23 protein-coding genes and 3 tRNA genes are annotated in these 25,304 nt (G+C 63.7%); 9 read left to right on the forward strand and 17 right to left on the reverse strand.

Annotated elements, in window-relative coordinates; genetic code table 11:
- Positions 1-76 precede the first annotated feature (76 nt).
- Positions 77-1,012: a LysR family transcriptional regulator gene (locus J8I29_RS05980; RefSeq protein ID WP_105864573.1), complete on the forward strand. Its 936-nt coding sequence runs from the start codon at positions 77-79 to the stop codon at positions 1,010-1,012.
- 45 nt (positions 1,013-1,057) lie between these two features.
- On the opposite strand, the gene J8I29_RS05985 is transcribed toward J8I29_RS05980, so the two are convergent.
- Positions 1,058-1,426, reverse strand: a complete 369-nt coding sequence (locus J8I29_RS05985) for a response regulator (protein WP_068297025.1) — start codon at positions 1,424-1,426, stop codon at positions 1,058-1,060.
- A 217-nt stretch (positions 1,427-1,643) separates the two neighbouring features.
- Between J8I29_RS05985 and J8I29_RS05990 the strand changes: the two genes are divergently transcribed.
- Positions 1,644-1,937, forward strand: coding sequence for a DUF3572 domain-containing protein (locus J8I29_RS05990; RefSeq protein WP_105864575.1), 294 nt, complete (start codon positions 1,644-1,646; stop codon positions 1,935-1,937).
- Positions 1,937-3,205: a DNA polymerase IV gene (locus J8I29_RS05995; protein WP_209430966.1), complete on the forward strand. Its 1,269-nt coding sequence runs from the start codon at positions 1,937-1,939 to the stop codon at positions 3,203-3,205. The genes J8I29_RS05990 and J8I29_RS05995 overlap by 1 nt, the downstream gene beginning before the upstream one ends.
- 7 nt (positions 3,206-3,212) lie before the next feature.
- On the opposite strand, the gene J8I29_RS06000 is transcribed toward J8I29_RS05995, so the two are convergent.
- The 7 genes from J8I29_RS06000 to J8I29_RS06030 all read right to left on the reverse strand — a co-directional run bounded on the left by J8I29_RS06000 (position 3,213) and on the right by J8I29_RS06030 (position 7,635).
- Positions 3,213-4,913, reverse strand: coding sequence for a glycosyltransferase family 39 protein (locus J8I29_RS06000; protein ID WP_209430967.1), 1,701 nt, complete (start codon positions 4,911-4,913; stop codon positions 3,213-3,215).
- 93 nt (positions 4,914-5,006) lie between these two features.
- Positions 5,007-5,083 (reverse strand) — tRNA-Arg (locus tag J8I29_RS06005).
- Positions 5,084-5,106: 23 nt separating this feature from the next.
- Complete coding sequence (locus tag J8I29_RS06010) at positions 5,107-5,412, reverse strand: ETC complex I subunit (protein WP_105864578.1); 306 nt, start codon at positions 5,410-5,412, stop codon at positions 5,107-5,109.
- 33 nt (positions 5,413-5,445) lie between these two features.
- Positions 5,446-5,522, reverse strand: a tRNA-Pro gene (locus tag J8I29_RS06015).
- A gap of 95 nt (positions 5,523-5,617) precedes the next feature.
- Positions 5,618-6,013 (reverse strand): DUF192 domain-containing protein, encoded by a 396-nt coding sequence (locus J8I29_RS06020; RefSeq protein WP_342588432.1) that lies wholly within the window; start codon positions 6,011-6,013, stop codon positions 5,618-5,620.
- An 83-nt stretch (positions 6,014-6,096) separates the two neighbouring features.
- A complete protein-coding gene (locus J8I29_RS06025) occupies positions 6,097-6,687 on the reverse strand; it encodes a cold-shock protein (RefSeq protein ID WP_105864580.1) in 591 nt (196 codons plus the stop codon).
- A 171-nt stretch (positions 6,688-6,858) separates the two neighbouring features.
- On the reverse strand, positions 6,859-7,635 hold the full coding sequence (locus J8I29_RS06030; protein WP_245196731.1) for a Sir2 family NAD-dependent protein deacetylase: 777 nt from the start codon (positions 7,633-7,635) through the stop codon (positions 6,859-6,861).
- 34 nt (positions 7,636-7,669) lie between these two features.
- On the opposite strand from J8I29_RS06030, the gene J8I29_RS06035 reads away from it, so the two are divergent.
- The 3 genes from J8I29_RS06035 (at position 7,670) to J8I29_RS06045 (ending at position 8,903) form a co-directional block, all read left to right on the forward strand.
- Positions 7,670-8,110 carry a VOC family protein gene (locus J8I29_RS06035; RefSeq protein WP_105864581.1) on the forward strand — a complete coding sequence of 147 codons (441 nt, stop codon included), beginning with the start codon at positions 7,670-7,672 and terminating at the stop codon, positions 8,108-8,110.
- A gap of 115 nt (positions 8,111-8,225) precedes the next feature.
- Positions 8,226-8,300: transfer RNA gene (locus J8I29_RS06040), tRNA-Glu, on the forward strand.
- A gap of 75 nt (positions 8,301-8,375) precedes the next feature.
- Entirely contained in the window at positions 8,376-8,903 is a 528-nt protein-coding gene (locus J8I29_RS06045; protein ID WP_209430969.1) for a DedA family protein, read from the forward strand.
- A gap of 47 nt (positions 8,904-8,950) precedes the next feature.
- Here J8I29_RS06045 and J8I29_RS06050 read toward each other — a convergent pair whose 3' ends face one another.
- The 8 genes from J8I29_RS06050 to J8I29_RS06085 form a co-directional block, all read right to left on the reverse strand.
- The gene (locus J8I29_RS06050) at positions 8,951-10,249 is read right to left on the reverse strand and encodes a dihydrolipoamide acetyltransferase family protein (RefSeq protein WP_209430970.1); all 1,299 of its coding nucleotides are present in this window, start codon (positions 10,247-10,249) and stop codon (positions 8,951-8,953) included.
- A gap of 97 nt (positions 10,250-10,346) precedes the next feature.
- Positions 10,347-11,360 (reverse strand): alpha-ketoacid dehydrogenase subunit beta, encoded by a 1,014-nt coding sequence (locus J8I29_RS06055; RefSeq protein ID WP_209430971.1) that lies wholly within the window; start codon positions 11,358-11,360, stop codon positions 10,347-10,349.
- Positions 11,360-12,634, reverse strand: a complete 1,275-nt coding sequence (locus tag J8I29_RS06060; protein WP_209430972.1) for a thiamine pyrophosphate-dependent enzyme — start codon at positions 12,632-12,634, stop codon at positions 11,360-11,362. The genes J8I29_RS06055 and J8I29_RS06060 overlap by 1 nt, the downstream gene beginning before the upstream one ends.
- Before the next feature lie 83 nt (positions 12,635-12,717).
- Positions 12,718-13,881, reverse strand: a complete 1,164-nt coding sequence (locus J8I29_RS06065; protein ID WP_209430973.1) for an isovaleryl-CoA dehydrogenase — start codon at positions 13,879-13,881, stop codon at positions 12,718-12,720.
- A 24-nt stretch (positions 13,882-13,905) separates the two neighbouring features.
- Positions 13,906-14,895, reverse strand: a complete 990-nt coding sequence (locus J8I29_RS06070; protein ID WP_209430974.1) for a hydroxymethylglutaryl-CoA lyase — start codon at positions 14,893-14,895, stop codon at positions 13,906-13,908.
- Positions 14,892-16,904: a biotin carboxylase N-terminal domain-containing protein gene (locus J8I29_RS06075; protein ID WP_245196732.1), complete on the reverse strand. Its 2,013-nt coding sequence runs from the start codon at positions 16,902-16,904 to the stop codon at positions 14,892-14,894. The genes J8I29_RS06070 and J8I29_RS06075 overlap by 4 nt, the downstream gene beginning before the upstream one ends.
- Positions 16,901-17,662, reverse strand: coding sequence for an enoyl-CoA hydratase-related protein (locus tag J8I29_RS06080; RefSeq protein WP_245443556.1), 762 nt, complete (start codon positions 17,660-17,662; stop codon positions 16,901-16,903). Before J8I29_RS06080 ends, J8I29_RS06075 begins: the two co-directional genes overlap by 4 nt.
- Before the next feature lie 8 nt (positions 17,663-17,670).
- On the reverse strand, positions 17,671-19,278 hold the full coding sequence (locus tag J8I29_RS06085; RefSeq protein WP_209430975.1) for a carboxyl transferase domain-containing protein: 1,608 nt from the start codon (positions 19,276-19,278) through the stop codon (positions 17,671-17,673).
- Between the two features lie 112 nt (positions 19,279-19,390).
- Here J8I29_RS06085 and J8I29_RS06090 point away from each other — a divergent pair, with 112 nt between their 5' ends.
- The 3 genes from J8I29_RS06090 (at position 19,391) to J8I29_RS06100 (ending at position 23,461) form a co-directional block, all read left to right on the forward strand.
- Positions 19,391-19,987: a TetR/AcrR family transcriptional regulator gene (locus tag J8I29_RS06090; protein ID WP_209430976.1), complete on the forward strand. Its 597-nt coding sequence runs from the start codon at positions 19,391-19,393 to the stop codon at positions 19,985-19,987.
- A 178-nt stretch (positions 19,988-20,165) separates the two neighbouring features.
- The gene (locus J8I29_RS06095) at positions 20,166-22,181 is read left to right on the forward strand and encodes a tetratricopeptide repeat protein (protein WP_209430977.1); all 2,016 of its coding nucleotides are present in this window, start codon (positions 20,166-20,168) and stop codon (positions 22,179-22,181) included.
- Positions 22,182-22,435: 254 nt separating this feature from the next.
- Positions 22,436-23,461 (forward strand): aldo/keto reductase, encoded by a 1,026-nt coding sequence (locus J8I29_RS06100; protein WP_209430978.1) that lies wholly within the window; start codon positions 22,436-22,438, stop codon positions 23,459-23,461.
- A gap of 5 nt (positions 23,462-23,466) precedes the next feature.
- Here the strand turns inward: J8I29_RS06100 and recJ are convergent, their stop codons facing one another.
- Positions 23,467-25,272 (reverse strand): single-stranded-DNA-specific exonuclease RecJ, encoded by a 1,806-nt coding sequence (gene recJ, locus J8I29_RS06105; RefSeq protein ID WP_209430979.1) that lies wholly within the window; start codon positions 25,270-25,272, stop codon positions 23,467-23,469.
- Positions 25,273-25,304 lie beyond the last annotated feature (32 nt).

The raw sequence follows: 25,304 nt of genomic DNA on the forward strand, positions 1-25,304 counted from the left end.
TTCTTCGAAGACCTTGACCCAAAATATAAAATAATAGAAATTTTGTTTTCTTCGCCTTTGCGAAAGTTTTCCTTATATGGCTGTCCGGCTGCGAGACATCACCCGTCGGCAACTGCGCGCCCTGGCCGCAATCGCCTCGAGCGGCTCGGTGACATCGGCCGCCAAGCACCTGCATCTCACCCAGCCCGCGGTGACGTTGCAGTTGCGCAATCTGCAAGACCTTGCCGATCTGCCTTTGTTGCAGCGAACGGGCGACGGGATGATCCTCACCGACGCCGGCATCGAGATGCTGCAATTGCACGGCCGCATCGAGGCGGCCATTGCCGATTGCGAAGCCACGTTGGGCATCATTTCGGGCAAGACCGCCGGGCGTGTCTCGATCGGGGCCGTCAGCACGGCCAAATATTTCGTGCCCTTCATCATCGCGGCTTTCTCGCGCGCGCATCCTCGGATCGAGGTGAGACTGTCGATCGGCAATCGCGCTGAAATCATGCAGGCCTTGCGCGACTACAAGCTGGACGTCGCCATCACCGGCCGCCCTCCTCCCGACATCGAGGTCGAGAAACACCTGATCGGCCAGAACCCGCATGTCATCATCGCATCGCGCAATCACTGGCTGGCAAAGGAGAGAGGCCTCGCCGCGGTCGATTTGTCGCATGAGACCTTCCTCACGCGCGAGCCGGGCTCGGGCACCCGCATGCTGATGGAACGCCTGTTCGAGCAGACGGAACTGGCCCCCCATATCGGCATGGAATTCGACTCGAACGAAACGATCAAACAGAGCGTGATCGCCGATCTCGGCATCGCCTTCCTCTCCGCCCATACCGTTGCGACGGAATTGGAGGACGGCCGCCTGGTGACGCTGGACGTTGCAGGCCTGCCCGTGACGCGACAATGGTTCGTGATGCGCCGGGTCGACAAGGTGCTGCTGCCCCCGGCCCAGGAGGCTCTGGACTTCATCGCCAGGGAAGCGTCTCAATATCTGCCGCGCCCGCGCCTCAGCCACGATTGACTTAACGGAGCGCGATGATAGTGGGTCGATCTCCAGATCGGCCGCCTACTCTCCCAGGAAGCCCCGCACCGTTTCCAGGAACTTCGCCACGGAGATCGGCTTCGACAGATAGGCCTCGCATCCCCCCTGGCGGATGCGTTCCTCGTCGCCCTTCATGGCGAAAGCAGTGATGGCGACCACCGGGATCGACTTCAGCTCGTCGTCGTCCTTGAGCCAGCGCGTCACCTCCAGGCCGGAAACCTCCGGCAGCTGGATATCCATCAGGATGAGGTCGGGACGATGCTCCCGCGCCAGGTTCATCACATTGATACCGCTGCGGGTTTCCACGATGTCGTAGCCATTGGCTTCCAACAGATCATGGAAGAGCTTCATGTTGAGCTCGTTATCTTCCACGATCAGGACTTTCTTGGCCATGGAGACCCTCGTCTGCGCCAAAGCATCTTGCGATCTGGCAGACATCCAGGAATCGCAAAGACGCATCAATACAAAGAGTTAGAACAAGGAAGCGTTTTCAGCAAAACGCACTTTGCTCTAGAATGAACCGCGGATATCGGGGCTGCGAATCTGTTTTCAACCACGCCCGCCTATAAGCACGTTGTTAGCAGTCAGTCCTTACCAAACGGGAAATCGAATGTTCAGGCAGACCGCCGGGCAGGCAGCCCAAAAGCAACGCGCCGAAGAAATCGCGACGGCGGCTCTCGGCTTCATTGCCGCCGATGAAGATCGACTCAATGGTTTCTTCATGGCGACCGGCCTGTCGCCCGACGAAATTCGCAGCGCCGCTGCCAAGCCTGGATTTTTCGCCTCGGTATTGCAGCACGTTCTCTCCGATGAAGAGAGTGCGGCAAGCTTTGCAACGGAAAATGGCCTCTCGCCCGAGGACTTGCAACGGGCGGCGTTCCAGCTCGGCATTCGTTGGGACTGATGAGCGCGCTCTGCCGGGATTGTCTTGGCGAAGCAGGCGAGGCGGATCGCTGCCCTGCCTGCCGCTCGCCTCGCATCATCAGGCATGCGCAGCTCGAGCGCCTCGCCATCGCCCATGTCGACTGCGACGCCTTCTACGCTACGATCGAGAAGCGCGACGATCCGTCCCTGGCTGACAGGCCGGTGATCGTCGGCGGTGCCAAGCGCGGCGTGGTCTCGACCGCCTGCTACATCGCCCGCACCTTCGGCGTCAGATCCGCCATGCCGATGTTCCAGGCACTGAAGCTCTGCCCGGATGCGGTGGTCGTCAGGCCCAATATGGAGAAATATGTCGAGGTCGGCCGACAGGTTCGCGACATGATGCTGGCTCTCACGCCGCTGGTCGAACCGCTTTCGATCGACGAGGCCTTCCTCGACCTCAGCGGCACCGACCGCCTGCACCATGCTAGCCCTGCGTGCACATTGCTGCGCTTTGCCAACCAGGTGGAGAAGGAGCTGAGGATCACCGTATCCATCGGGCTCTCGGCCAACAAATTCCTGGCCAAGACGGCTTCGGATCTGGAAAAACCCCGCGGCTTTGCCGTGCTCTCGCCGGAGGAGGCGCCGGACTTTCTCGCCCCGCGCCCGATCTCCTTCATCTGGGGCGTCGGCAAGGCCGGCGCGGCTCGCTACGAAAAGGACGGGCTTCGCACCATCGCCGATCTGCAGAAAGCCGGAGAGCTGACCCTGATGCGGCGCTACGGCGTCGAAGGCCAGCGGCTTGCCCGCCTCGCCTTCGGCCGCGATACCCGCAAGGTCGATCCGGAGGGCGACCGCAAATCCGTCTCGGCCGAAACGACCTTCGAACATGATCTGGCCAGCGGCGAAGCCCTACTTCCGATTCTCTGGCGCCTGTCGGAAAAGGTTTCTTCGCGCCTGAAGAAATCCGCCATTGCCGGCTCGACCGTGACGCTGAAGCTGAAATCGGCCGACTTTCGTATCCGCACCCGCGCCCAGAGCCTGCATGAACCGACACGCCTGGCGACGCGCATCTTCGAAACCGGCAAGAAGCTGTTGTCGAAGGAGACCGACGGTACCCAATATCGCCTAATCGGCATCGGCGTCACCGGCCTCACCGACATGGCCGACGCCGATCACGGCGATCTCGCCGATCCCCATGCCAAACGGCTGGTCGCAACCGAGGATGCCATCGACGCCGTCCGCGCGAAATTCGGCAGGACGGCCGTGCAAAAGGGCATCGCCTTCAAGCCCGACAGGGGCGAAGCCTAGGGCAACGTCATGGACTGCGATAGACGCCGATATCCAGCTTCTTGCCGCCGTTGATGTTGATCCCCGCAACCCTGGAAACCAGGTCGGCCTTGGTGCCATTCGCGGCGAGGCGGGCCAGAAAAGCCGGCTCGAAGCGCTTGTCGACGAAAGCAGCGCGGCAGGTGCCCTGTCCCAGGAAATCCGCCGCGCCTTCCGCGCTGGGCATATCCAGATCCGTCCCGGCCAGGAAGACCAGGCTGGGCTCGCGAAAACCGACGCTCGCGGCTGCGATATCAGGGCATTGCGTCGTCTGCGCCGCCGCAGCCAGGCGCGGACTGATGGCCATGGCCTGCAGCTTGGGAATGGCGCCGGCATAGATGCCCCAATAGAGCAACAGGCTGGTGGCGAGGCAGGCCAGAATGGCCTCGACGCCCTTATCCTCACCCAGCCGCTGCCAGGCCAGCCATGCCGTCGCCACGGCCACGACGGCGAAGGGCAGCGTCAGCCAGGCGATTTCCCTCTGATAGAACCACACTGCGCCGATCGCGACGACGGCGAGCACCAAGGCCAGCAAGGGGACGAGGCCCGCCACGATGCGGGCCCACAGGCTTCGGGAGAGCCCGTCGTCGCAAACAGCGGCGGCGATCAGGATGGCGATCGCCGGATAGACCGGCAGGACGTAATGCGGCAGCTTGGTTGGGAAGAACTCGAAGACGAGCCAGAAAGGCACCAGCCAGGCGAGCAGGAAAATCACCGACGCGGTTCGGCGCTGCCGCCAAGCCCATGGCCCGGCCAGCGCGGCCAGCGGCGCGAAGGGCCAGAACGTTCCCCAGAAGACGGCGAGATAGGTGCCCGGCCAGCCGCCATGCGATTCCTGGGCGCCAGCCACCTTGTTCAGCATGTCCTTGCCGACAGATTCCTGCAGGAAGGCGCCCTTGGTCTGGATCATGATGGCGATGAACCAGGGGGATACCAGAACCAGGGTGAACAGGATCCCCCAAAGCCAGCGCAGTTGTCCGAGCCAGCGCCAGTCACGCGTGGCAGCCACCGTAGCGGCAATGGTCAGGCCGACCAGAAGGGTGCCGATCGGCCCCTTGATCAGAATGGATGCCGCCATGCCGAGCCAGAACACAGCCGGCAGGCCCAGGCCCTCCGGCAAGGGTTCACCACGCTGGGAGGTCATGAAAAAGCGGGCGAGCACGCCCACCATCGCCATCACCGTCAGAAGCTGGGTCGCATCCGTCTTCGCCAGGCGCGCTTCGACGCCAAGCAGCAGGCAACCGGCCATCATCAGGCCCGCCAGCAGGGCTGCGCGGCGGCCCACGAGCGGAATGGCGGTCCACCAGGTCAGCAGCACCGCACCGATCGCGGCGATCAGCGAGGGAATGCGATAGAGCCAGATCGTGGTGCGCGCTTCAGGAACCCCAAGGCTCTCCCCGAGACTGACGGCAGCCGTCTGGAGCCAGTAAATGCCGACCGGTTTCTTGAGCCGGGCCTCCTCTTGGAAGCGGATATTGACGAAATCGCCGCTCTCCAGCATCTGCTTGGAGGCCTGGGCGAAGCGCGGCTCGTCCCGATCCATGGGCGGCAAGCCGGTGAAGCCGGGGGCCAGCGCCAGGATGGCTATCAGCAGGAGCGTTGCAAGCGCCAGCAGATTGGAACCCGCCAGCCGATCGAGCATACGGCCCGGCCCACGAACGGCGGCTGGTGCTTCGGATAAGGCGGCCATGCTAACCTCCACCGGTCCCGCCGGTTCGTGACGAGGAAGGAAGACCGCCGCTCCGCACGATGCTCTGGCAAATGGCCGAACCGTCCGGCGGGATGGCGACCCCAGCAGGGCTCGAACCTGCGACCTAGCGCTTAGAAGGCGCTCGCTCTATCCAGCTGAGCTATGGGGCCAGTCCAAAGCCAGGCGCAATCGCTCAATGGGTCCACTGACCGATGCGCGATACCTTGAAGTTGTCCGAGTAGGACACGATTTTCGTCGTCGCTTCCTGCGGCTCGAAGAGCTGATAGGCGATGCCGTTGCGGGTGGCGTAGGCGATGGCCTCTTCCTTAGTCGCGAAACGCAGCTTGACCTGCTGCTTCATGTCGCCCGAGGACGTCCAGCCCATCAGCGGCTCGACCGAGCGCGGCTCCTCAGGCTCAAACTCCAGGAGCCAGTCCTTGGTCTTCGCCGAACCGGACTGCATGGCCGTACGTGCCGGCTTGTAGATTCTCGCTGTCATCGTTCGCCGTCCGCCTTTCGTCTCATCCGTCGCTGGTCGGGGCAGCAGGATTCGAACCTGCGACCTATAGTACCCAAAACTATCGCGCTACCAGGCTGCGCCATACCCCGTTCAGGACGAATGTGAGCTTACTAAGGGGCCTCGCAGAGAACCGCAAGGGTCTGGGGACCCCGATTTCAAAAAGTTGTTCGCCCAGATCGGGTCGTCAAGGCTTGAAGATCGGGTAGCTCACCTTGTCGCCGGGCTTGATGCCCAACTTGTCCGCCGTTCCGGCCACCACCTCCAAAACGGCAAGCACCGGCGCGCCGGACATGATGGTACGCGTCGACAGGGGCTCGGCCCGCTTTTCGATCCGCTGGATCGTACCGTCGCTGCGGATGAAGATCATGTCGAGCGAGACATAGGTGTTCTCCATCCAGAACGAAGCGATGCGTTCGGCCGGAAACGGAAAGAGCATGCCCTTGTCCGCATCCAGGCTGCGCCGGAACATCATGCCGCGCCGCTGCTCGTCCTCGCTGCGCATGACCTCGACCTGGAAGTCGTGCTTGCCGCCTGCGGTCGCGATCGACAATGGCTCGAACACGCCATCCTCTGCACGCAAGGCCGCAACGCCTCCAATACTCATGAACAGAGCGAGGATAGTGGCGTAAATTATTGAAAGAAAAGAGCTCTTACGCATTCGTATCAATGCGATTGCGGCCCTGAGGGCCCATCGGCGAGCTTGAGCTCGGCAGCCATCAGCCCCTTTGGCCCGGTACCGAAGCGCACCATCAGGATCTGCCCCGGCTTCAGGTCCATGATGCCGAAGCGCCTGAGTGTCTCCATATGGACAAAAATATCCGGGGTGCCGTCGCCCCTGGAGACGAAGCCGAAACCGCGCAGGCGATTGAACCATTTCACCGTGGTCGGCTCGAAACCACCCGTCGGGGTCACCTGCACATGGGTGCGCGCCGGCGGCAACTGGGCGGGATGGACGGCGGTCGACTCATCCATGGACAGGATGCGGAATACCTGGAGGCCTTTGGCGCGCTGCGTCGCCTCGACGACGACACGCGAGCCCTCGAAGGCTGCCTGGTATCCGTCCCGGCGCAAGACACTGACATGAAGCAGGATATCCTGTCCGCCATTGTCCGGAACGATGAACCCATAGCCCTTGGCAATATCAAACCACTTGATGGTGCCGGCGACCTCCAGCAGGCCTGCCGGCCTCTCGTCCGGATGTCCCCCGGAGTCGCGAACTGGCTCGAACCTCGCTTCAAAATCGTTCGTACCCATCTACGCCATCCAACACATTGCCCACGGACTGGGCCGCCGCACGATTCTTGACGCTGCTACGATAACACCCCCTGGCTCAACGGAAAGCCCGAATTAACATTTTTGTGCCTCATCTTCATACAATCGCAAAACGTCCCTAAAATCGACGAACTCTCGATAATCGGGCCATATTTACAGGACGAAATCCGCCAGCAGATCGCCGATCTCTCCCCTCAGCAACAGCTCCGCATAGGCATCCCCCGGCGTCTCCTCCCGGTTGACGATGACCACGCGAGCGCCCTGGCGATGGGCAAGGCGCGGCAGATCGGCGGCCGGATAGACGACCAGGGACGAGCCGACCACCACGAAAAGATCGCAAGTCTTGGCAAGTTCGGTGGCGCGCCGCATCGCAGTCTCCGGCATGGGCTGCCCAAAGGAAATCGTCGCCGTCTTGATGAAACCGCCGCAATCGTCGCAGCACGGCGCCTTCCCGCTCGCCAGGAACGGCTCCCGCAGGGCAGCGATCTCATAGCGCCTGGCGCAGTCGAGACACGTCGCATAGGTGGTATTGCCATGTACTTCCACCACGGCGTCGGCAGGAATGCCGGAAGCTTGATGCAGATTGTCGATATTCTGCGTGATCACCGCCGGACATTTGCCTGCCCGCACCCAGGAGGCGATCGCCAGATGCCCCCGTGTCGGCCGGGCCAGGCGGATCTCGTCATCCATGTCGAAGCGCCGGCGCCAGCTCTCGCGCCGGGCCTCGTCGTCGGCCAAGAACGCTTCGAAAGAAATCGGCTTCATCCGGCTCCAGCGTCCGCCGGGCGAGCGGAAATCGGGGATACCGGCCTCCGTCGACAGTCCGGCACCGGTGAAGGCGACGACGCGATCGCCGGCTTTCAGCATCTCGGCGAAGCGAAGAAGTTTCTCGCGGTGCATGGCATCCTTGTCGGCGGCGGCAATCGGCATTAGGCCTAACTTCTCCAATTGCGATGAGGATCCAATGAAATATCTGCACACCATGGTTCGCGTTCGCGACCTCGATGCCTCGCTCAAATTCTATGTCGACATCTTCGGCTTGGTCGAGGCCCGTCGCTATGAAAACGAAAAGGGTCGCTTCACCCTGGTCTTCCTGGTCGCTCCCGAGGATCTCGAAGCCTTCAAGGCCGGCAAGGCTCCTGCCCTCGAGCTGACCTATAACTGGGATACGGAAGACTACGGCAGCGCCCGTAATTTCGGCCATCTCGCCTATGAGGTCGACGACATCTACGCCTTCTGCGCCAAGCTGCAGCAGGCCGGCGTCACCATCAACCGCCCGCCGCGAGACGGTCACATGGCCTTCGTGCGCTCCCCGGACCTGATCTCCATCGAGATCCTGCAAAAGGGCGATTCTCTGCCCCCGGCCGAGCCCTGGGCTTCGATGGCGAACACCGGCGTTTGGTGAAACGGCGCTTTTGGCTCCAAAAACGGCACCAAAAGCGCCTCACGCAACTAATTTCACAAAGGCGGCATATTCCTCTTGCCGCCTGCGATTCCCCCCTCTATATGTCCGCCCCGCCGCGCCCTTCGTCTATCGGTCAGGACGCCACCCTTTCACGGTGGAGAGAGGGGTTCGATTCCCCTAGGGCGCGCCACATTTTCGAACCCAAGCATCGATATCAGCCGGATGACCCCCGCTAGTTCGATGCTCTGGTTCCCACATATTTCCCATGACAATCGCCGATATCACCCAGTCCGTCGTCGCATTCGTTCGCGCGCAGGAAGCCTGGGGTACCCTCGTCGTGCTGCTGCTGGCCTTCGGGGAATCGCTCGCCTTCGTCTCGCTGCTGGTGCCAGCGACCGTCATTCTGCTCGGTATCGGCTTCCTGATCGGCGAAAGCGGCATGTCGCTTTGGCCGTTCTGGGCCGCGGCGGCGCTGGGGGCCTTTCTGGGGGATTGGCTGTCCTATTGGATCGGCCTGAAGCTCGAGCATCGCGTTGCCCATTATTGGCCGCTGTCGCGCTACCCGAATCTCTTGCCGCGGGGCCATCGCTTCTTTGAGAGATGGGGTGCGCTCGGCGTCTTCTTCGGCCGTTTCCTCGGACCGCTCAGGGCCTCGGTGCCGCTGGTAGCCGGCATCTGCCAGATGCCGGCCCTCGCCTTTCAGCTCGTGAACGCCGCCTCGGCCGTGATCTGGGCCTTCGGCGTGCTCGCGCCCGGTGCGCTGGGACTCAACTGGCTGCAATCGCTGTTCTGATCGGATGTCGGATGGGCCGGCATCCTCGAACCCGCACCGGGAAGGCGTTATACCATCAGCCGAACCGGCGCCTCCAATTCTCCCTTCACCGTCTTGATGAAGGCAGCGGCATCGAAGCCGTCGACGATGCGGTGATCGAAGGAGGAAGACAGGTTCATCAGTTTGGCGACGACGATCTGGCCATCCTTCACCGCCGGCCGTTCGACGATCTTGTTGACGCCGACAATGGCGACCTCCGGTGGATTGATGATCGGCGTCGCCGCGATGCCGCCGAGCGCGCCCAGGCTTGAGACGGTGATGGTCGAGCCGGTCAGCACCTCGCGGCTCGCCTTGCCGGCCCTGGCGAGTTCGCTGAGCCTGGCGATCTCGGCGGCGAGCTGATGCAGCGTCAACGCTTCGGCATGGCGGATCACCGGGACGACCAGTCCGCGGGGCGTCTGCGTCGCCACGCCGATATGCACGGCATTGTAGCGGTGGATGACGGCCGCCTCGGCATCGTAGCGGGCATTGACGATGGGGTGCTGGGCAATGCCGCGCACCATCGCCTTGATCAGGAAGGGCAGCAGCGTCAGCTTCGGCCAGCCGACGGCCGCGGTGTTGATCTCGGCGCGCACCGCTTCGAGGGCGGTGACGTCGATCTCCTCGACGTAGGTGAAATGCGGCACGCTGCGCTTGGCTTCCAGCATGCGCTCGGCAATCTGGCGGCGCAGGCCGATCACCTTGATGTCCTCGATGCCGTCATCGCCGAGCGTGGGTGGCGGCGGCACCGGCGGGCGGGCGGGCGGAGGCGAGGGCTCAGCCTGGAGTTGGGGCTGGCTGCGCGTCAGATACTCGTCGAGATCGCCATGCTCTATCCGCCCGTCGGGCCCGCTGCCGCGGATCTTGCTGCCGTCCAGCCCGAGGGCGGCCATGCGGGAACGTACGGCCGGGGCGGCCAGAACCTTGCCTGAGCCTGCCGGGGCCGCCGGAGATGGCGGTACGGCGGCAGTCGCAGCGGCCTGTGCCGGGGCCGGAGCCGAAGCGGCTTTGGCCGGCGCCTTGGCAGGCTTGGCAGACGTTGGCGCCGGGGCGGGCGCTGGCCCGGCTATGGGAGTTTCGGCCTTGCCGCCGGTCTCGATCACCACCAATTCACTGCCGATCGAGGCCATTACGCCGACCTCGGCATGGCGCGAGAGGATGCGCCCGGAGACGGGCGAGGTGATCTCCACCGTCGCCTTGTCGGTCATCACATCGACCAGGGGATCGTCCTCCTGGATCTCCTGGCCGATCTCCGCATGCCAGGCGACGATCTCGGCCTGGGCGACGCCTTCGCCGACATCCGGCAGTTTGAACACGAAATTGCTCATGATCGTCTCCCGCTCAACCTGCCCGCGTCATTTCAAGCGCAGGGGTATAGATTCTTACCCTCCCCATCGAGGGGAGCGTAAAGTCCAAGCCTTCCGCTCAGCCAGCCATCACTTTGCGCATGCCTTCCCCCACCCGCCTCGGTCCGGGGAAATATTGCCATTCGAAGGTATGGGGATAAGGCGTATCCCAGCCGGTGACGCGCTCGATCGGGGCTTCCAGATGGTGGAAGCAGCGCTCCTGCACCAGGGCCGACAATTCGGCGCCGAAGCCGCCCGTGCGCGTGGCCTCATGCACGATCAGGCAGCGGCCCGTCTTCTTCACCGATTCCTCGATCGTCTCGATATCGACAGGCAGGATCGTTCTGAGATCGATGATCTCGGCATCGATCTCCGTCTCCTGCGTCGCCGTGAGCGCCACGTGCACCATGGTGCCATAGGCGAGGATGGTGAGGTCGCTGCCCTCCCTGATGATCGCGGCCTTGCCGAGCGGCACCTTGTAATGTCCCGCCGGCACATCGGCCCCGACCTGGTCGGTCCAGGGTTTCAAAGGGCGGTCGTGATGGCCGTCAAAGGGACCATTGTAGAGACGCTTGGGCTCGAAGAACAATACGGGGTCGTCATCCTCGACCGCGCTGATCAGGAGGCCCTTGGCGTCATAGGGGTTGGAGGGGATCACCGTCTTGATGCCGCAGACATGGCTGAACAGGCCTTCCGGGCTCTGGCTATGGGTCTGCCCCCCGAAAATGCCGCCGCCATAAGGCGAGCGGATGGTGATCGGCGAGGTGAACTCTCCACCCGAGCGATAGCGCAGGCGCGCCGCTTCCGAGACGATCTGGTCGAAGCCGGGATAGATGTAATCGGCGAACTGGCACTCGACGATCGGCCGGAGACCATAGGCCCCCATGCCGATGGCGATGGCGATCAGGCCGCCTTCGGCGATCGGGGCATCGAAGACGCGCTGGGAACTGTAACGCTGCTGCAAACCGTCGGTGCAGCGGAACACGCCGCCGAAGAAGCCGACATCCTCGCCGAAAACCAGCACGTTGGGATCGTTCTTGAGCAGGACGTCCATGGCCGAGTTGAGGGCCTGCACCATGTTCATGGCCGGCATCATTCCCCCTCCTTCTTATTGGCGGCTTCCTTGGTGGCCTCGAAGCGGGTGAGTTCGGCCAGTTGCTCCTTGAGATGCCAGGGCATCTCCTTGAACACATCCTCGAACATGGTCTCGTTGCCGTGATGCGGCCCGTCGCTGAGAATACCATGGCGCTGGGCCTCGATATTGGCGGCCTTGACCTCGGCCTGCAATTCCTTGGCCTGCGCCTGATGCCGCTCTTCGCTCCATTCGCCCACGCGGATGAGATGGCGCTTCAGACGCTCGACCGGATCGCCGAAGGGCCAGTACTTCTCCTCATCGCCGGGGCGATAGCGGCCAGGGTCGTCGCTGGTGGAATGGGCGGCGACGCGGTAGGTGAAGAGCTCGATCAGGGTGGGGCCATGATTGGAACGCGCCCGCTCGGCAGCCCAGCGCGTCACGGCATACACCGCGAGCAGATCGTTGCCATCGACCCTGATGCCTGGCATGCCGAAACCGATGGCGCGCGAGGCGAAGGTTGCCTCCTCGCCGCCGGCAACGCCCTGGCTGGATGAGATCGCCCATTGATTGTTGACGAGATTGATCAGCACCGGCGCGTGATAGACGGAGGCGAACACCATGCCGTGGTGGAAATCGCCTTCGGCCGAGGAGCCATCGCCGATCCAGGCCGCGGCAATGCGCCGGTCGCGCTTATAGGCAGAGGCCATGGCCCAGCCGACGGCCTGCGGCACCTGGGTGGCGAGATTGCCGGAGATGGAGAAGAAGCCGGCATCCTTGGCCGAATAGAGCACCGGCAATTGCCGCCCCTTCAGCCGGTCCTGTGCGTTTGAATAGATCTGGGACATCATATCGATCAGCGGCCAGCCGCGTGCGACCAGGAGGCCCTGCTGGCGATAGGTCGGAAAGCACATGTCGCCGGCTTCCAAGGCCAGCGCCTGGCCCACCGCCACCGCCTCCTCGCCCGTGCATTTCATGTAGAAGGAGGTCTTGCCCTGGCGCTGGGCCTTGAACATCTGGTCATCGAAATAGCGCGTCAGCATCATGGCGCGCAGGGCCTTGCGCAAGGTGTCGGCATCGAGCTTGGGGTCCCAGGGGCCGACCGCCCTGCCCTCATCGTCGAGCACCCTCACGAGACCGAAGGCCAGGTCGCGCGTCTCGGAGGCGACGGCAGTCACCGGCGGCCGTTGGGCTTTGCCGGCCCCAGGCAGTTTGAGATAGCTGAAATCGGGCGTGTCGCCCGGCCGGAAGCGGGCTTCCGGAATGTGCAGGCTGAGCGTGGTCTTCTTGGTCATCGAACGGGCGCTCCCAGGACGTGATAATGTCCGGCTGGCATGAGAATGCGTCTGGTCGTGTCGTTTCGGCGTGTCCTGCGATGTCAGCTCGTCTCGCGGAAGATCTCGCGGCCGATCAGCATGCGCCGGATCTCCGAGGTGCCGGCGCCGATCTCATAGAGCTTGGCGTCGCGCAGCAGGCGTCCGGCCGGGAAATCGTTGATGTAGCCGTTGCCGCCCAAGGCCTGGATGGCCTCGAGCGCAACCTTCGTGGCGTTCTCGGCCGCATAGAGGATGCAGCCGGCGGCATCCTTGCGGGCGACCTCGCCGCGGTCGCAGGCCGAGGCAACGGCGTAGGTATAGGCCCGCGAGGCATTGGTGATCGTATACATGTCGGCGAGCTTGCCCTGCATCAGCTGGAACGTGCCGATCGCCTCGCCGAACTGCTTGCGCTCATGCACATAGGGCACCACCAGGTCGAGCGCCGCCGCCATCAGCCCGAGCGGACCGCCCGCCAGCACCACGCGCTCGAAATCGAGTCCGGACATCAGGATACGCACGCCGTCGCCGGCCTTGCCGAGCAGATTGGCGGCAGGCACGAAGCAATCCTCGAACACCAGTTCGCAGGTGCTGGAGCCGCGCATGCCGAGCTTGTCGAGCTTGGGCGAGGTGCGAAAGCCGGCAAAACCACGTTCGACGATGAAGGTGGAAATGCCCTTCGGCCCGGCGGCGGGGTCCGTCTTGGCATAGACCACCAGCACATCGGCATCGGGCCCGTTGGTGATCCACATCTTGGTGCCGTTGAGGACATAGCCGCCGTCGCGGGCTTCGGCTCGAAGTGCCATCGACACCACGTCCGAGCCCGATCCGGCCTCCGACATGGCGAGCGAGCCGACATGCTCGCCCGAGATCAGCCTAGGCAAATAACGCTGCTTCTGCTCGGGGGTGGCATGGCGGGTGAGCTGGTTGACGCAGAGATTGGAATGAGCGCCGTAGGAGAGGCCGACAGCACCGGACGCCCGGCTGATTTCCTCCATCGCGACGCAATGAGCGAGATAGCCCATGCCCGAGCCGCCATACTCCGGCTCGGCGGTGATGCCGAGCAGGCCGAGGGCGCCCAGCTCGGGCCACAGGTCGCGCGGAAAGGCATTGTCGCGATCGATGGCGGCGGCGCGCGGCGCGATCTTTTCCGCTGCGAAACGCTGCACCATGCGGCGCAATTCCTCGATATCCTCACCGAGGTTGAAGTTCAGGCCGCCGTCATACATGAGCGTTCTCCCTGATATTTCGCATTATTTTATCTTGGCCGCCAAGGCCTGGCCCGTGCGTGAGCGCGGGGCTGCTCCCAGCGCCGCGCAGACAGTCCTGCCCGCCGCCGCAACCCGGTCGAGATCCACTCCGGTTTCGACGCCGAGGCCCTCGAGCATGTAAACGAGATCCTCGGTCGCCAGGTTTCCGCTCGCTCCCGGCGCATAGGGGCAGCCGCCAAGGCCGGCGACGGAGGAATCCACCACGGTGACGCCGAGTTCCAGGCAGGCCAGGACATTGGCGAGCGCCTGGCCATAGGTGTCGTGGAAATGCACGGCAACGCGCTGGATGCCGATCTCGCTGGCCACCGCCGCCGTCATCGCGCGCGCCGCATCGGGCGTTCCCACACCGATGGTGTCGCCCAGAGAGATCTCCTGGCAGCCCATCGAGGCCAGCGCCGTCGCCACGGAAACCACGGCGGAGACGGGCACATGTCCCTCATAGGGACAGCCGAGCACGCAGCTCACATATCCCCTGACCTTCAATCCCGCCGCCAGAGCCCCGGCCACGATCGGCCTGTATTCGGCAAGGCTCTCCTCGATGCCGCGATTGATGTTGCGGCGGCTGAAGCTCTCGGAGGCGGCGGCAAACACGGCGATATGCCTGGCCTTCGCTGCCAGCGCATCGGCGAAGCCGCGGGCATTGGGCACCAGCACAGGCAAGTTGATCAGATTCGGAGGGTCGATCTCCAGATCGCCCCTCTGTGTACCGTCGCTGGTCGACCTGGAGATCGACTCTCCGGAAAATGACGGCCTGGTCAAGCCGGACAGCCCGGCCAGCACTTCGGCGGTCCCAGCCATCTGCGGCAGATTCCTCGGCGAGACGAAGCTGCCGGCCTCCACCGTCCGCAGCCCGGCCGCGGCCAGGTCGCGGATCATGGCGATCCGGGTCTCGACGGGCAACACCCTGCTTTCGTTCTGGAGGCCGTCGCGGGGCCCGACCTCGAATATCTCGACGCGACCTGCCCGGCTCATGGCGCGACCTCCAGCACCACCAGTTCGGCCCCGGCAGCGACCTGATCGCCGATGGCGACATCGACCATCTTGACCACACCCGCGCGTGGCGCCGAGACCGTATGCTCCATCTTCATGGCTTCGATCACCACCAGGGCCTGCCCCTTCTCGACCGCCTCTCCAGCGACGGCGCTCACAGACAGAACGAGGCCGGGCATCGGCGACAGGATCCGGCCGCCGCCTTCACTTTCGACACCACGCGGCTTGCGGGGATCGCGCAGCCCGAAACCATAGGAGCGGCCGTCGACGAACAGCGTCAATGTCTCTCCAGACCGGATGGCGCGGGCACTGAGAACGGCCTCGCCCACCCGCAGCCTCGCCGTGCCATCCGCAGCGACCGCGCCGCTCACGCTCACCAGCCGATCGGCCAGCTGCAGTTCATATCCCCCTACCCGCCAGGACACGTCGGCTCGGATGAGCGTATCGCCCCAGGCGAGTTCCACCGCGCGCCGCGCGGCCCCCGACAGGCGCCAGCCGCTGCTGTCGCCCCATGGCGAGTGAGGATCGGCGGGATCGCGGCGATCAGCCTCGTTCTCCACGCCCCGCAGGGCGAAGAAGGCGGCAGCAGCGATCACGTCGTCGGAGGGATGGGGCGCGGGCGCCAGCAATTCGGCCTGGTGGCGTTCGATGAAACGGGTATCGACGCCGCCTTCCGCAAAAGCCGGATGGCGAATGATGGCGGCGAGGAAATCCCTATTGGTATGGGGGCCGACCACCTCGACGGCATCGAGCCCGGACCCGAGCCGGACGATGGCTTCGGGCCGGTCGACGCCCATGGCGATCACCTTGGCCAACAGGGAATCGTAATGCATAGAAATGGTGTCGCCGCCGCGAAAGCCACTGTCGACGCGGATGCCGGAAAGACGATCGGGAAGAGCGAGATGTTCGATCCTGCCGATGCTCGGCAGGAAGCCGCCGGCGGGATCCTCGGCGCACAGGCGCGCCTCCAGCGCATGTCCGGTGCAGACGATCGCCTCCTGCCCCAGCGGCAGCGGCGCCCCTCCCGCCACACGCAACTGCCAGGACACGAGGTCGAGGCCGGTGACCGCCTCCGTCACCGGATGCTCGACCTGCAGCCTCGTATTCATCTCCATGAAGTAGAAATGGTCGTCGGCAACCAGGAACTCAACGGTGCCGGCGCCGACATAATCGACCGATCGCGCGCAGGTGATCGCCGCCTGATGCAGGCCGGCGCGCAAGGCCGGCGGCAGGTCCGGCGCCGGCGCTTCCTCGATCACCTTCTGGTGCCGACGCTGCACCGAACAATCGCGGTCGAACAGATGCACCGTGTTGCCGTGGTGGTCGGCGAAGACCTGCACCTCGACATGGCGCGCGCTCTGCAGATAGCGCTCGATCACCATGCGATCGTCACCGAAGGAGGAGCGGGCCTCACGCTGGGCCGCCTGCAGGGCGGCCGGGAGATCCTCCGCCCTGGCAACCACATGCATGCCCTTGCCGCCCCCGCCCGCCGAAGGCTTGAGCAGGACAGGAAAGCCGATCGCCTCCGCTGCCTTGACCAGCGTATCGACGCCCTGGTCCTCTCCCTCATAGCCCGACAGCACCGGTACGCCGGCTGCCGCCATGCGGGAACGCGCCTGCGCCTTGTCACCCATGGCGAGAATGGTCTCTGCCGACGGACCGACGAAGGTTATGTCAGCCGCCGCGCAGGCCCGCGCAAACTCGGCATTCTCGGCGAGGAAGCCATAGCCGGGATGGATCGCGTCTGCCCCGCTCGCCTTGGCGGCGGCAATCAGAGCCTCGATGGACAGATAGCTCTCGCGCGAAGGCGCCGGGCCGATGCGCAATGCGCGATCGGCAAGGGACACGGCGAGACTGTCGGCATCGGCATCCGAATAGACGGCGACGGTGCGGATACCCATGGCGCGGGCGGTACGGATGATGCGCACGGCAATCTCGCCGCGATTGGCGATCAGCAGCACGCGAATGGGTCTGGGCTGAGGAGTGATCATGACATCCATCCCGGCTTGCGCTTGGCGAAGAAGGCGGCGAGCCCCTCGCGCGCCTCGCTCGAGCTGCGGATCGTGGCGATACGCCGGGCGCTTTCCTCGATGCGCTCGGCCGTGATCGGCCCGGCCATGTCGACCGCCAGTTTCTTGGCGGCAGCGATGGCCTCGGGGCCACCCGCGAGGATGTCCGAGAGACAGCGTTGCACCGCCTGGTCCAGGGTTTCTGGTGCCGCTATTTCATGGATCAGCCCGTATCTCAGCGCCTCATCGGCCGAGAAGCGTTCGGCTGTGAGGAAGAGGCGGCGCGCGGCGCGCTGTCCGATCGCCCTGATCACATAGGGGCTGATCGCGCCAGGGATGAGGCCAAGCCGTACCTCGCTGAGGGAGAAGCGCGCCTGCGGCACGGCGATGGCGATGTCGCAGCAGGCCACCAGGCCCACGGCCCCGCCGAAGGCGGCCCCCTGCACCCTCACGAGCGTCGGCTTGGGGCAGGTATCGACCACCCGCATCAGTTCGGCAAGCTGACGGGCATCGGCCAGATTGTCCTCCGGCGAGGCATCCGCGGCGCGGCGCATCCAGGCGAGATCCGCCCCGGCCGAGAAGGCCTTGCCCTCGGCTTGCAGCAGCACCGCCCGCACAGCGGCGTCGGTACCCGCTTCGGCAAAGGCCCTGGTCAATTCGGCGATGAGACCTTCGTCGAAGGCATTCAGCACCTCGGGACGGTCCAGCGTGAGGACCGCGACCGAACCGTCCCGCTCCACCCGCAAACTCACATCCGGAACACGCCGAAGCGTGTCTCCCTGGCTGGCGCATTGCGCGACGCCGATAACGCCAGCGCCAGGACCATGCGCGTTTCCGCGGGATCGATGATGCCGTCGTCCCACAGCCGCGCCGTCGAGTAATAGGGGTTGCCCTGCTCCTCATATTGAGCCCGGATCGGCGCCTTGAAGGCCTCTTCGGCCTCGGCATCGATTTTGGACTCATCGGTCCCGGCGGCATCCCGGCGCACCTGCGCCAAAACATTGGCGGCCTGCTCGCCCCCCATCACGGAGATGCGGGCGTTGGGCCACATCCACAGGAAGCGGGGATCATAGGCACGGCCGCACATGGCATAATTGCCGGCGCCGAAGCTGTTGCCGATCACCACTGTGAATTTCGGCACGTTCGCCGCCGCCACCGCCGCCACCAGCTTGGCGCCGTCCTTGGCGATGCCGCCTGCTTCATAGTCCCGGCCGACCATGAAGCCTGTGATGTTCTGCAGGAAGAGCAAGGGAATGCCGCGCTGGCAGGCAAGCTCGATGAAATGAGCGCCCTTCAACGCCGATTCGGAGAAGAGAATGCCGTTGTTGGCTATGATGCCGATAGGATAACCCCAGATCCGGGCAAAGCCGGTGACCAGCGTATTGCCGAAATCGGCCTTGAACTCGTCGAACTCGGAACCGTCGACCAGCCGGGCGATGATCTGCCTGACGTCATAGGGCTTGCGCGGATCGGCCGAGACGATGCCATAGATCTCCCTGGGATCGTAGAGAGGCGGCTTCGGCGCTTCGATGTCACCGGCATCATGTTTGCGGCGATTGAGATTGCCGACGATCTCCCGGGCAATGCCGAGGGCATGCGCGTCGTTCTCGGCGGCATAATCGGCCACGCCTGAGGTGCGGGTGTGCGTATCGGTGCCGCCCAGCACCTCCGCGCTGACCGTCTCGCCCGTGGCGGCCTTCACCAGCGGCGGGCCGCCGAGGAATATGGTGGCCTGATTGCGCACCATCACCACCTGATCGGCCATGGCCGGCACATAGGCGCCGCCTGCGGTGGAGCTACCCATCACCACCGCGATCTGCGGGATGCCGGCCGCCGACAGGCGAGCCTGGTTGAAGAAAATGCGGCCGAAATGCTCGCGATCCGGAAAGACCTCATCCTGCTTGGGCAGGAAGGCTCCGCCGGAATCGACCAGATAGACGCAAGGCAGATGGTTTTCGGCGGCGATGGCTTGCGCCCGCAGATGCTTCTTCACCGTCATCGGGAAATAGGTGCCGCCCTTCACCGTGGCGTCGTTGGCGACGATCATGCATTCCCGGCCCGAAATGCGGCCGATGCCGGTGATCAGCCCGGCCGCCGGCACCTCGTCGCGATAGAGGCCGAAGGCGGCAAGCTGGGAAAGCTCCAGAAAAGGGGCTCCGGCGTCGAGAAGCAGTTCGATGCGATCACGCGGCAGCAATTTGCCGCGCCTGAGGTGCTTTTCGCGCGCGGACGCCGAACCGCCGCCACCAGCGCGTTGAGTGCGCTCCCTCAGTTCAGCGGTGAGCGCTGCCAGCGCATCATGATTGCGCTGAAACGTCTCCGACCGCCGATCGATTGTACTCCCTATGATCGGCATGCAGACCGCCTTGCCTGTTGCAAGCCGCTTGCGATGCGGCCTCGATTGGATCATAAACGAACGGACGTTTGTTTCTATAGTCGGGAGCGGGTTTCTCCGCAAGCGGTTTCACATGGCGCGCAAGGCTGGATCGGATGGCAGCAAGACCGCGGAGGCGATCCGGGCCGCCGGTCTGCGCCTGATCTTCGAGCATGGTTACGAGGGGATGAGCCTGAGGGATCTCGCCCAGATCGTCGGGATCCAGCCCGGCTCGCTCTACAACCACATCACCACCAAGCAGGCCCTGCTGTTCGATTTCCTGGTCGAGCACATGACGAGGCTGACCGAAGCTCTCGACGCAGCGCTAGCCGGCATCGAGAGCCCCCTCGCCCGCCTGGACACCTTCATAGAATTCCATTTGCGCTATCACCTGACCCGGCGGATGGAAGTCTTCGTCAACAATTCGGAGCTGCGTAGTCTCGAGCCGCAGAACCGTGCCGTCGTGACCGGCCTGCGGCGCGATTATGAACGGCGCCTGGAGCAGATCCTGGCAGAGGGAACCAGGATCGGCGCGCTGAATGTGCCGGACGTGACTATTGCCACCTTCGCGATCATCGCCCAGCTCACCGGCGTGGTCGGCTGGTATGATCCGAAAGGGCGCCTCGGCGAGGACGAGATCATCGCCATCCATCGGCAGTTGGTCGTCGGCGGGCTGTTACCTATCCCCTAGACAAGATTTCCCTGCCAGGGTTGCGGCCCGGAAAGAGCACACCAAGGTGCCGAGCGCTGCCGGAGCGGCTAAAATAAAGCTGCGCAAACAGTTCCGCGGAGAACACATAGGGCCTTTTCGATATCGCTAAGATGAGTTCTATTGCGGCCGAGGATGGTTTCTCTGGGCGAGGTCTTGGGTGAATAAAAAGCCAGCACTGTGGGTAATAACGGTTTTGTTATCGCTAGTCCCGGCAACAGGGATAGCCAAGAAGATCTCGCCCAAGCAGGCGGAGTCATTCTGTTTCGATACGAAATCCACCAATGACCAGACCATTGCCGGATGCAGTTGGCTAATTTCGTTAGCCGGAAAGCCTCAGGCCGATCTGGTAGCCGCTTTCTACAATAGGGGCGTAGCCTATCAGCGCAAGGGCGACGTGGTGCGTGCCATCGCGGACTACGACCAGGCCATATTGCTGAAACCCGATTACGCCTATGCGTACAACAATCGCGGCAACGCCTATAGCGACAAGGGCGATCGAGAGCGCGCGCTCCAAGACTTTGACCAGGCCATACGACTGGACCCCAACTATGCGCTCGCGCTTGGCAACCGGGGTAATGCCTATGCCGACAGGGGTGACTACGACCGCGCTATCGCGGATTATGATCGCGCCATCAGCCTCGATCCAGACGATGCAGTTCCCTTCAACAACCGCGCCAGCGCTTATCACGATAAAGGCGCGTATGATCGCGCCATCCGAGACTACGACCAAGCCATTCGCATCAAGCCTGACTATGCCGTCGCCTACAATGGCCGCGGCAAAGCCTATGACGACAAGGGAGATCACGACCGAGCTATTCGGGATTTCGATGAGGCCATCCGGCTCAAACCGGATTACGCCTATGCCCTCAATAGTCGAGGAAGCGCCTATCGCGACAAGGGCGAATATGACCGTGCCATCCGCGATTATGATCAGGCCATTCGCATAAAGCCGGACTACGCCTATGCACTCAACAACCGCGGCAGCATCTATGACGACAGGGGCGAGTATGACCGAGCCATCCGCGACTATGATCAGGCCATCCGCTTCAAGCCGGATTATGCCTACGCCTTCAACAATCGCGGCGTCTCCCACAAGAACAAGGGCGACTACGATCGGGCCATCCGAGATTACGACGAAGCCATCCGCATAGACCCGGAATATGTCACTGCCTACTCAAATCGCGGCAACGCTTATTACGACAAGGGCGAATATAGCCGTGCCATTCAGGATTATGACCAGGCTATTCGCATCAAGCCCGACCACGCCATCGCCTATAACGGTCGCGGGAACGCCTATGACGACAAGGGGGACCGCGATCGCGCCATCCAGGATTACGATCAGGCTATCCGGCTCGATCCCAATTTTGCCATCGCGTTCAACAATCGGGGTGGCGCTTACGCCGACAAGGGCGACTATGACCGAGCGATGCGAGATTACGACCAAGCCATTCGAATCAAGCCGAATTATGCCAGGGCATATTACGGGCGAGCCAATGCTTACTATGACAAGGGCGACTACGAGCATGCGATCCGGGATTACGACCAAGCCGTAGTCTTCGACCCCAATTATGCCGCTGCCTTCAACAACCGTGGCAACGCCCATGACGACAAAGGCGATCGCGATCGTGCACTTGCCGATTACAGTCAGGCCATTCGTATCAAGCCCAACTATGCCCTTGCCTATCGGAACCGGGGCATCGCGTTCGACAGGCAAGGCGATTACGACCGCGCCCTCCGCGACTATGACGAGGCTATCCGGATCGACCCGGATAGTGCGGTCGCCTTCATGAATCGCGGTGTGACCTACAACAACAAGGGTGACCATGCCCGCGCGATCCAAGACTTCAACCAGGCCATTCGCATCAAGCCCAGCTATGCGCTTGCCTATCGGCACCGTGGCTCCAGTTATGATGATCTGGGAAATCGCGACCGGGCGATCGCCGACTTCAATCTGGCGATCAATATCGATCCCACCTACGCCGAAGCCTACAATGATCGAGGGATAACCCATTTCAACGCCGGTGATTATGATAGCGCGATCGCGGATTTCAATCAGGCCATACGCATCAAACCCAACTTCGACCTCGCTATAAAAAATCGCGCCAAAGCTTTAGAAACACGAGATAAAAACACTTCCAAATCCAAGATACTCAAAGCATCGGCCACCCCGTGAGTTCGGCGCGTCCGACCGGCCTCGTCGCCAGTCGGATGTTGGCGGTCGCATACAAGACCTGGTGGTTTCATCACTTTTCCGGAGCGGCGCTCGATTGAGATTGTCGTTCCACCACAGCCAGAATATCCTCTGACAATTGCGCTCACTTTGTGCCTGCCGGCAAGCCGCGCGATTGCATCGGCGCTGCCTATTGGCGAGACATTGATCGTCTTTTCCGGCCGTTGTGCCGCTCTCCGCAGCAAAGAGGAAACTCCATGGAATATCGTCAGTTAGGCGGCTCAGGCTTCAAGGTGCCGGCCCTCAGCCTGGGTACCGGAACCTTCGGCGGCGGCGGTGACTTCTTCAAGGCCTGGGGTTCGACCGATGCGGAAGGCGCCCGGCGCCTGCTCGACATCTGCATCGATGCCGGCGTCACCATGTTCGACAGCGCCGATATTTATTCGTCGGGCCTGGCCGAGGAAATTCTCGGCAAGGCGATCGCCGGCCGCCGCGACCGGGTTGTTATCTCGACCAAGGCTACCTTCCGCTCCGGACCGGGGCCGAACGATGTCGGCTCTTCCCGCTTCCATCTCACCGATGCCGTCGACAAGGCGTTGAAGCGGCTCGCCACCGACTATATCGACCTGTTCCAGCTGCACGGCTTCGACGCGCTCACGCCGGTGGAGGAAGTGCTGCAGACCTTCGACGACCTGATCCGCGCCGGAAAGATCCGCTATATCGGCGTCTCCAATTTCTCCGGCTGGCATCTGGCGAAGTCCCTGGCAGCCTCGGACCGTTACGGGCTGCCGCGCTATGTCGCCCACCAGGCCTATTATTCCCTGATCGGCCGCGACTATGAATGGGAGCTGATGCCGCTCGGCCTCGACCAGAAGGTCGGCGCCGTGGTGTGGAGCCCGCTCGGCTGGGGGCGCCTGACCGGAAAGCTGCGCCGGGGTGCGCCGCTGCCGGAGCGCAGCCGCCTGCACCAGACTGCCGCCGACGGTCCGCCCGTGAGCGATGAGCTGCTCTATCGCGTCGTCGATGCGATCGACGCCATCGCCGGCGAAACCGGAAAGAGCGTGCCCCAGATCGCCCTGAACTGGCTGCTGCAGCGGCCCACCGTCGCCAGCGTGATCATCGGCGCGCGCGACGAGGCGCAGTTGCACGAAAATCTCGGCGCCATAGGCTGGTCGCTCACGCCGGAGCAGATCGCCCGTCTGGACGAAGCCAGTACCGTCACCCTGCCCTATCCCTACTGGCACCAGCGCGGCTTCGCCGAGCGCAACCCGCCGCCCGTGTAAACCATTCAGCCCATGGCCGGCGCGGCGTCGAGCACGCGCAACTGCACGCGCTCGCGCCCGCCATAGCGATCGACACTCAAGGTGCCGGCGACATGCAGGGCCCTGCCGCGATGGCCGATGAGGCCATCGCCCAGAGGCTGCCCGACCGAGCGGAAGGCGATGGCGTCGAGCATGGCACCGTCATGCGCCTTGAGGCGAAGCCGCAAATGGGCCTCACCAACCGTATCGACGAAGGCGAGCTGGTGGCTCGGCAGCGCCAGCACGGGCTCAGGATTGCCCTGGCCGAACGGGCCGGCTTTTTCGAGCATCTCGATCAGGCCGGTGGTCGCACCGCCGGCTGCGAGCGCTCCGTCGATCTCCAGGGCTGCATCTGCCCGTGCGGTCTCGACGGCGGATGCGAGTTCCGCTTCCAGATAGGCTCGGAAGGCGCCGAGTTGGTTCTGGCCCAAGGTGATGCCTGCCGCCATGGCGTGGCCGCCGCCCTTGACGACGAGGCCGCGCTCCACCGCCTGCCTTACGGCCTTGCCCAGATCCACGCCGCCGATCGAGCGCCCGGACCCGGTGCCAACTCCATCCTTGTTGAAGGCGATCGCGAAGGCAGGCCGGCCGAAGCGCTCCTTCAGGCGAGCGGCGACCAGACCGACGACCCCGGGGTGCCAATTTCGCGACGCCGTCACCACCGTCGCGCCCGTCTCCTCCATGCCGAGGGCGGCGACGGCCTCGGCCAGCGCTTCCTCCAGCATGATGGCCTCAACCGTCTGGCGCTCCCGGTTGAGCCGGTCCAATGTCGCGGCGATCGAAGCCGCCTCCTCGCCATCCTCGCTCATCAACAGCCTGGCGCCGAGCGCGGCATCGCCGATGCGACCGCCCGCATTGATGCGCGGGCCGAGCAGGAAGCCCAGATGATAAGGCCGCGGCGGCCCGTCCAGACGGGCCATATCCATCAGTGCGCGCAGGCCGGCACGCTGACGTTGGCGCATTACGGCAAGGCCTCGCGCCACGAAGGCCCGATTGAGCCCCTTGAGCGGCACCACATCCGCCACCGTTCCCAGAGCAACGAGGTCGAGGCGCGCCATCAGGTCCGGCTCGGGCCGTTCCCGCCACCAACCGCGCTGTCGCAGAGTTCGGCTGACCGCGACGAGAAGCATGAAGGTGACCCCGCAGGCACATAGATGTCCCTGACCGGAGAGATCATCGAGACGGTTGGGGTTGACCACCGCTACCGCCGGCGGCAGCACTTCGCCGGCCTGGTGATGATCGACGACCAGTGTCTCGAAGCCGAGTTCAGTGGCCTTGCCGAGAACATCGACGCTCGTCGTGCCACAATCCACCGTTACCAGCAGGCTCGCGCCCTCGGCCCGCAACAGGCGAATCGCCTCCTCATTCGGACCGTAGCCTTCATAGATGCGATCGGGAATGTGGATGCGGGCCGGTACGCCGACCTCGCGCAGCCACCCGGCAAGCAGCGCTGCAGAGGTCGCGCCGTCGACGTCATAATCGCCGAAAATGGCGATGCTCTCGCGCGCCATCACGGCATCGGCCAGTCGTTCCGCCGCCTTGTCCATATCGGTCAGGCGGGAGGGATCGGGCATGTAGTGGCGCAGCGTAGGAGCCAGATAGGCCTCCGCCTCCTCGGCCGCGACGCCTCTGCCGGCAAGAATGCGCGCCAGCAGCTCAGGCTGGCCGGAGCGCTGGGCGAGCGTCACAGCCTGCATCTGGCCTTGTGCATCCAGCCTTTCTCGCCAGGCCTTGCCGGTAAGGGAGGATTGCACGCCGAGAAAATGGCGCGAGGAAATGGTTTGAAATTGCATGGAGCGACCATATCGGAGCATCCCTGGACGAT

Source organism: Labrys sp. LIt4 (assembly GCF_017813775.1).
Classification (GTDB): domain Bacteria; phylum Pseudomonadota; class Alphaproteobacteria; order Rhizobiales; family Labraceae; genus Labrys; species Labrys okinawensis_A.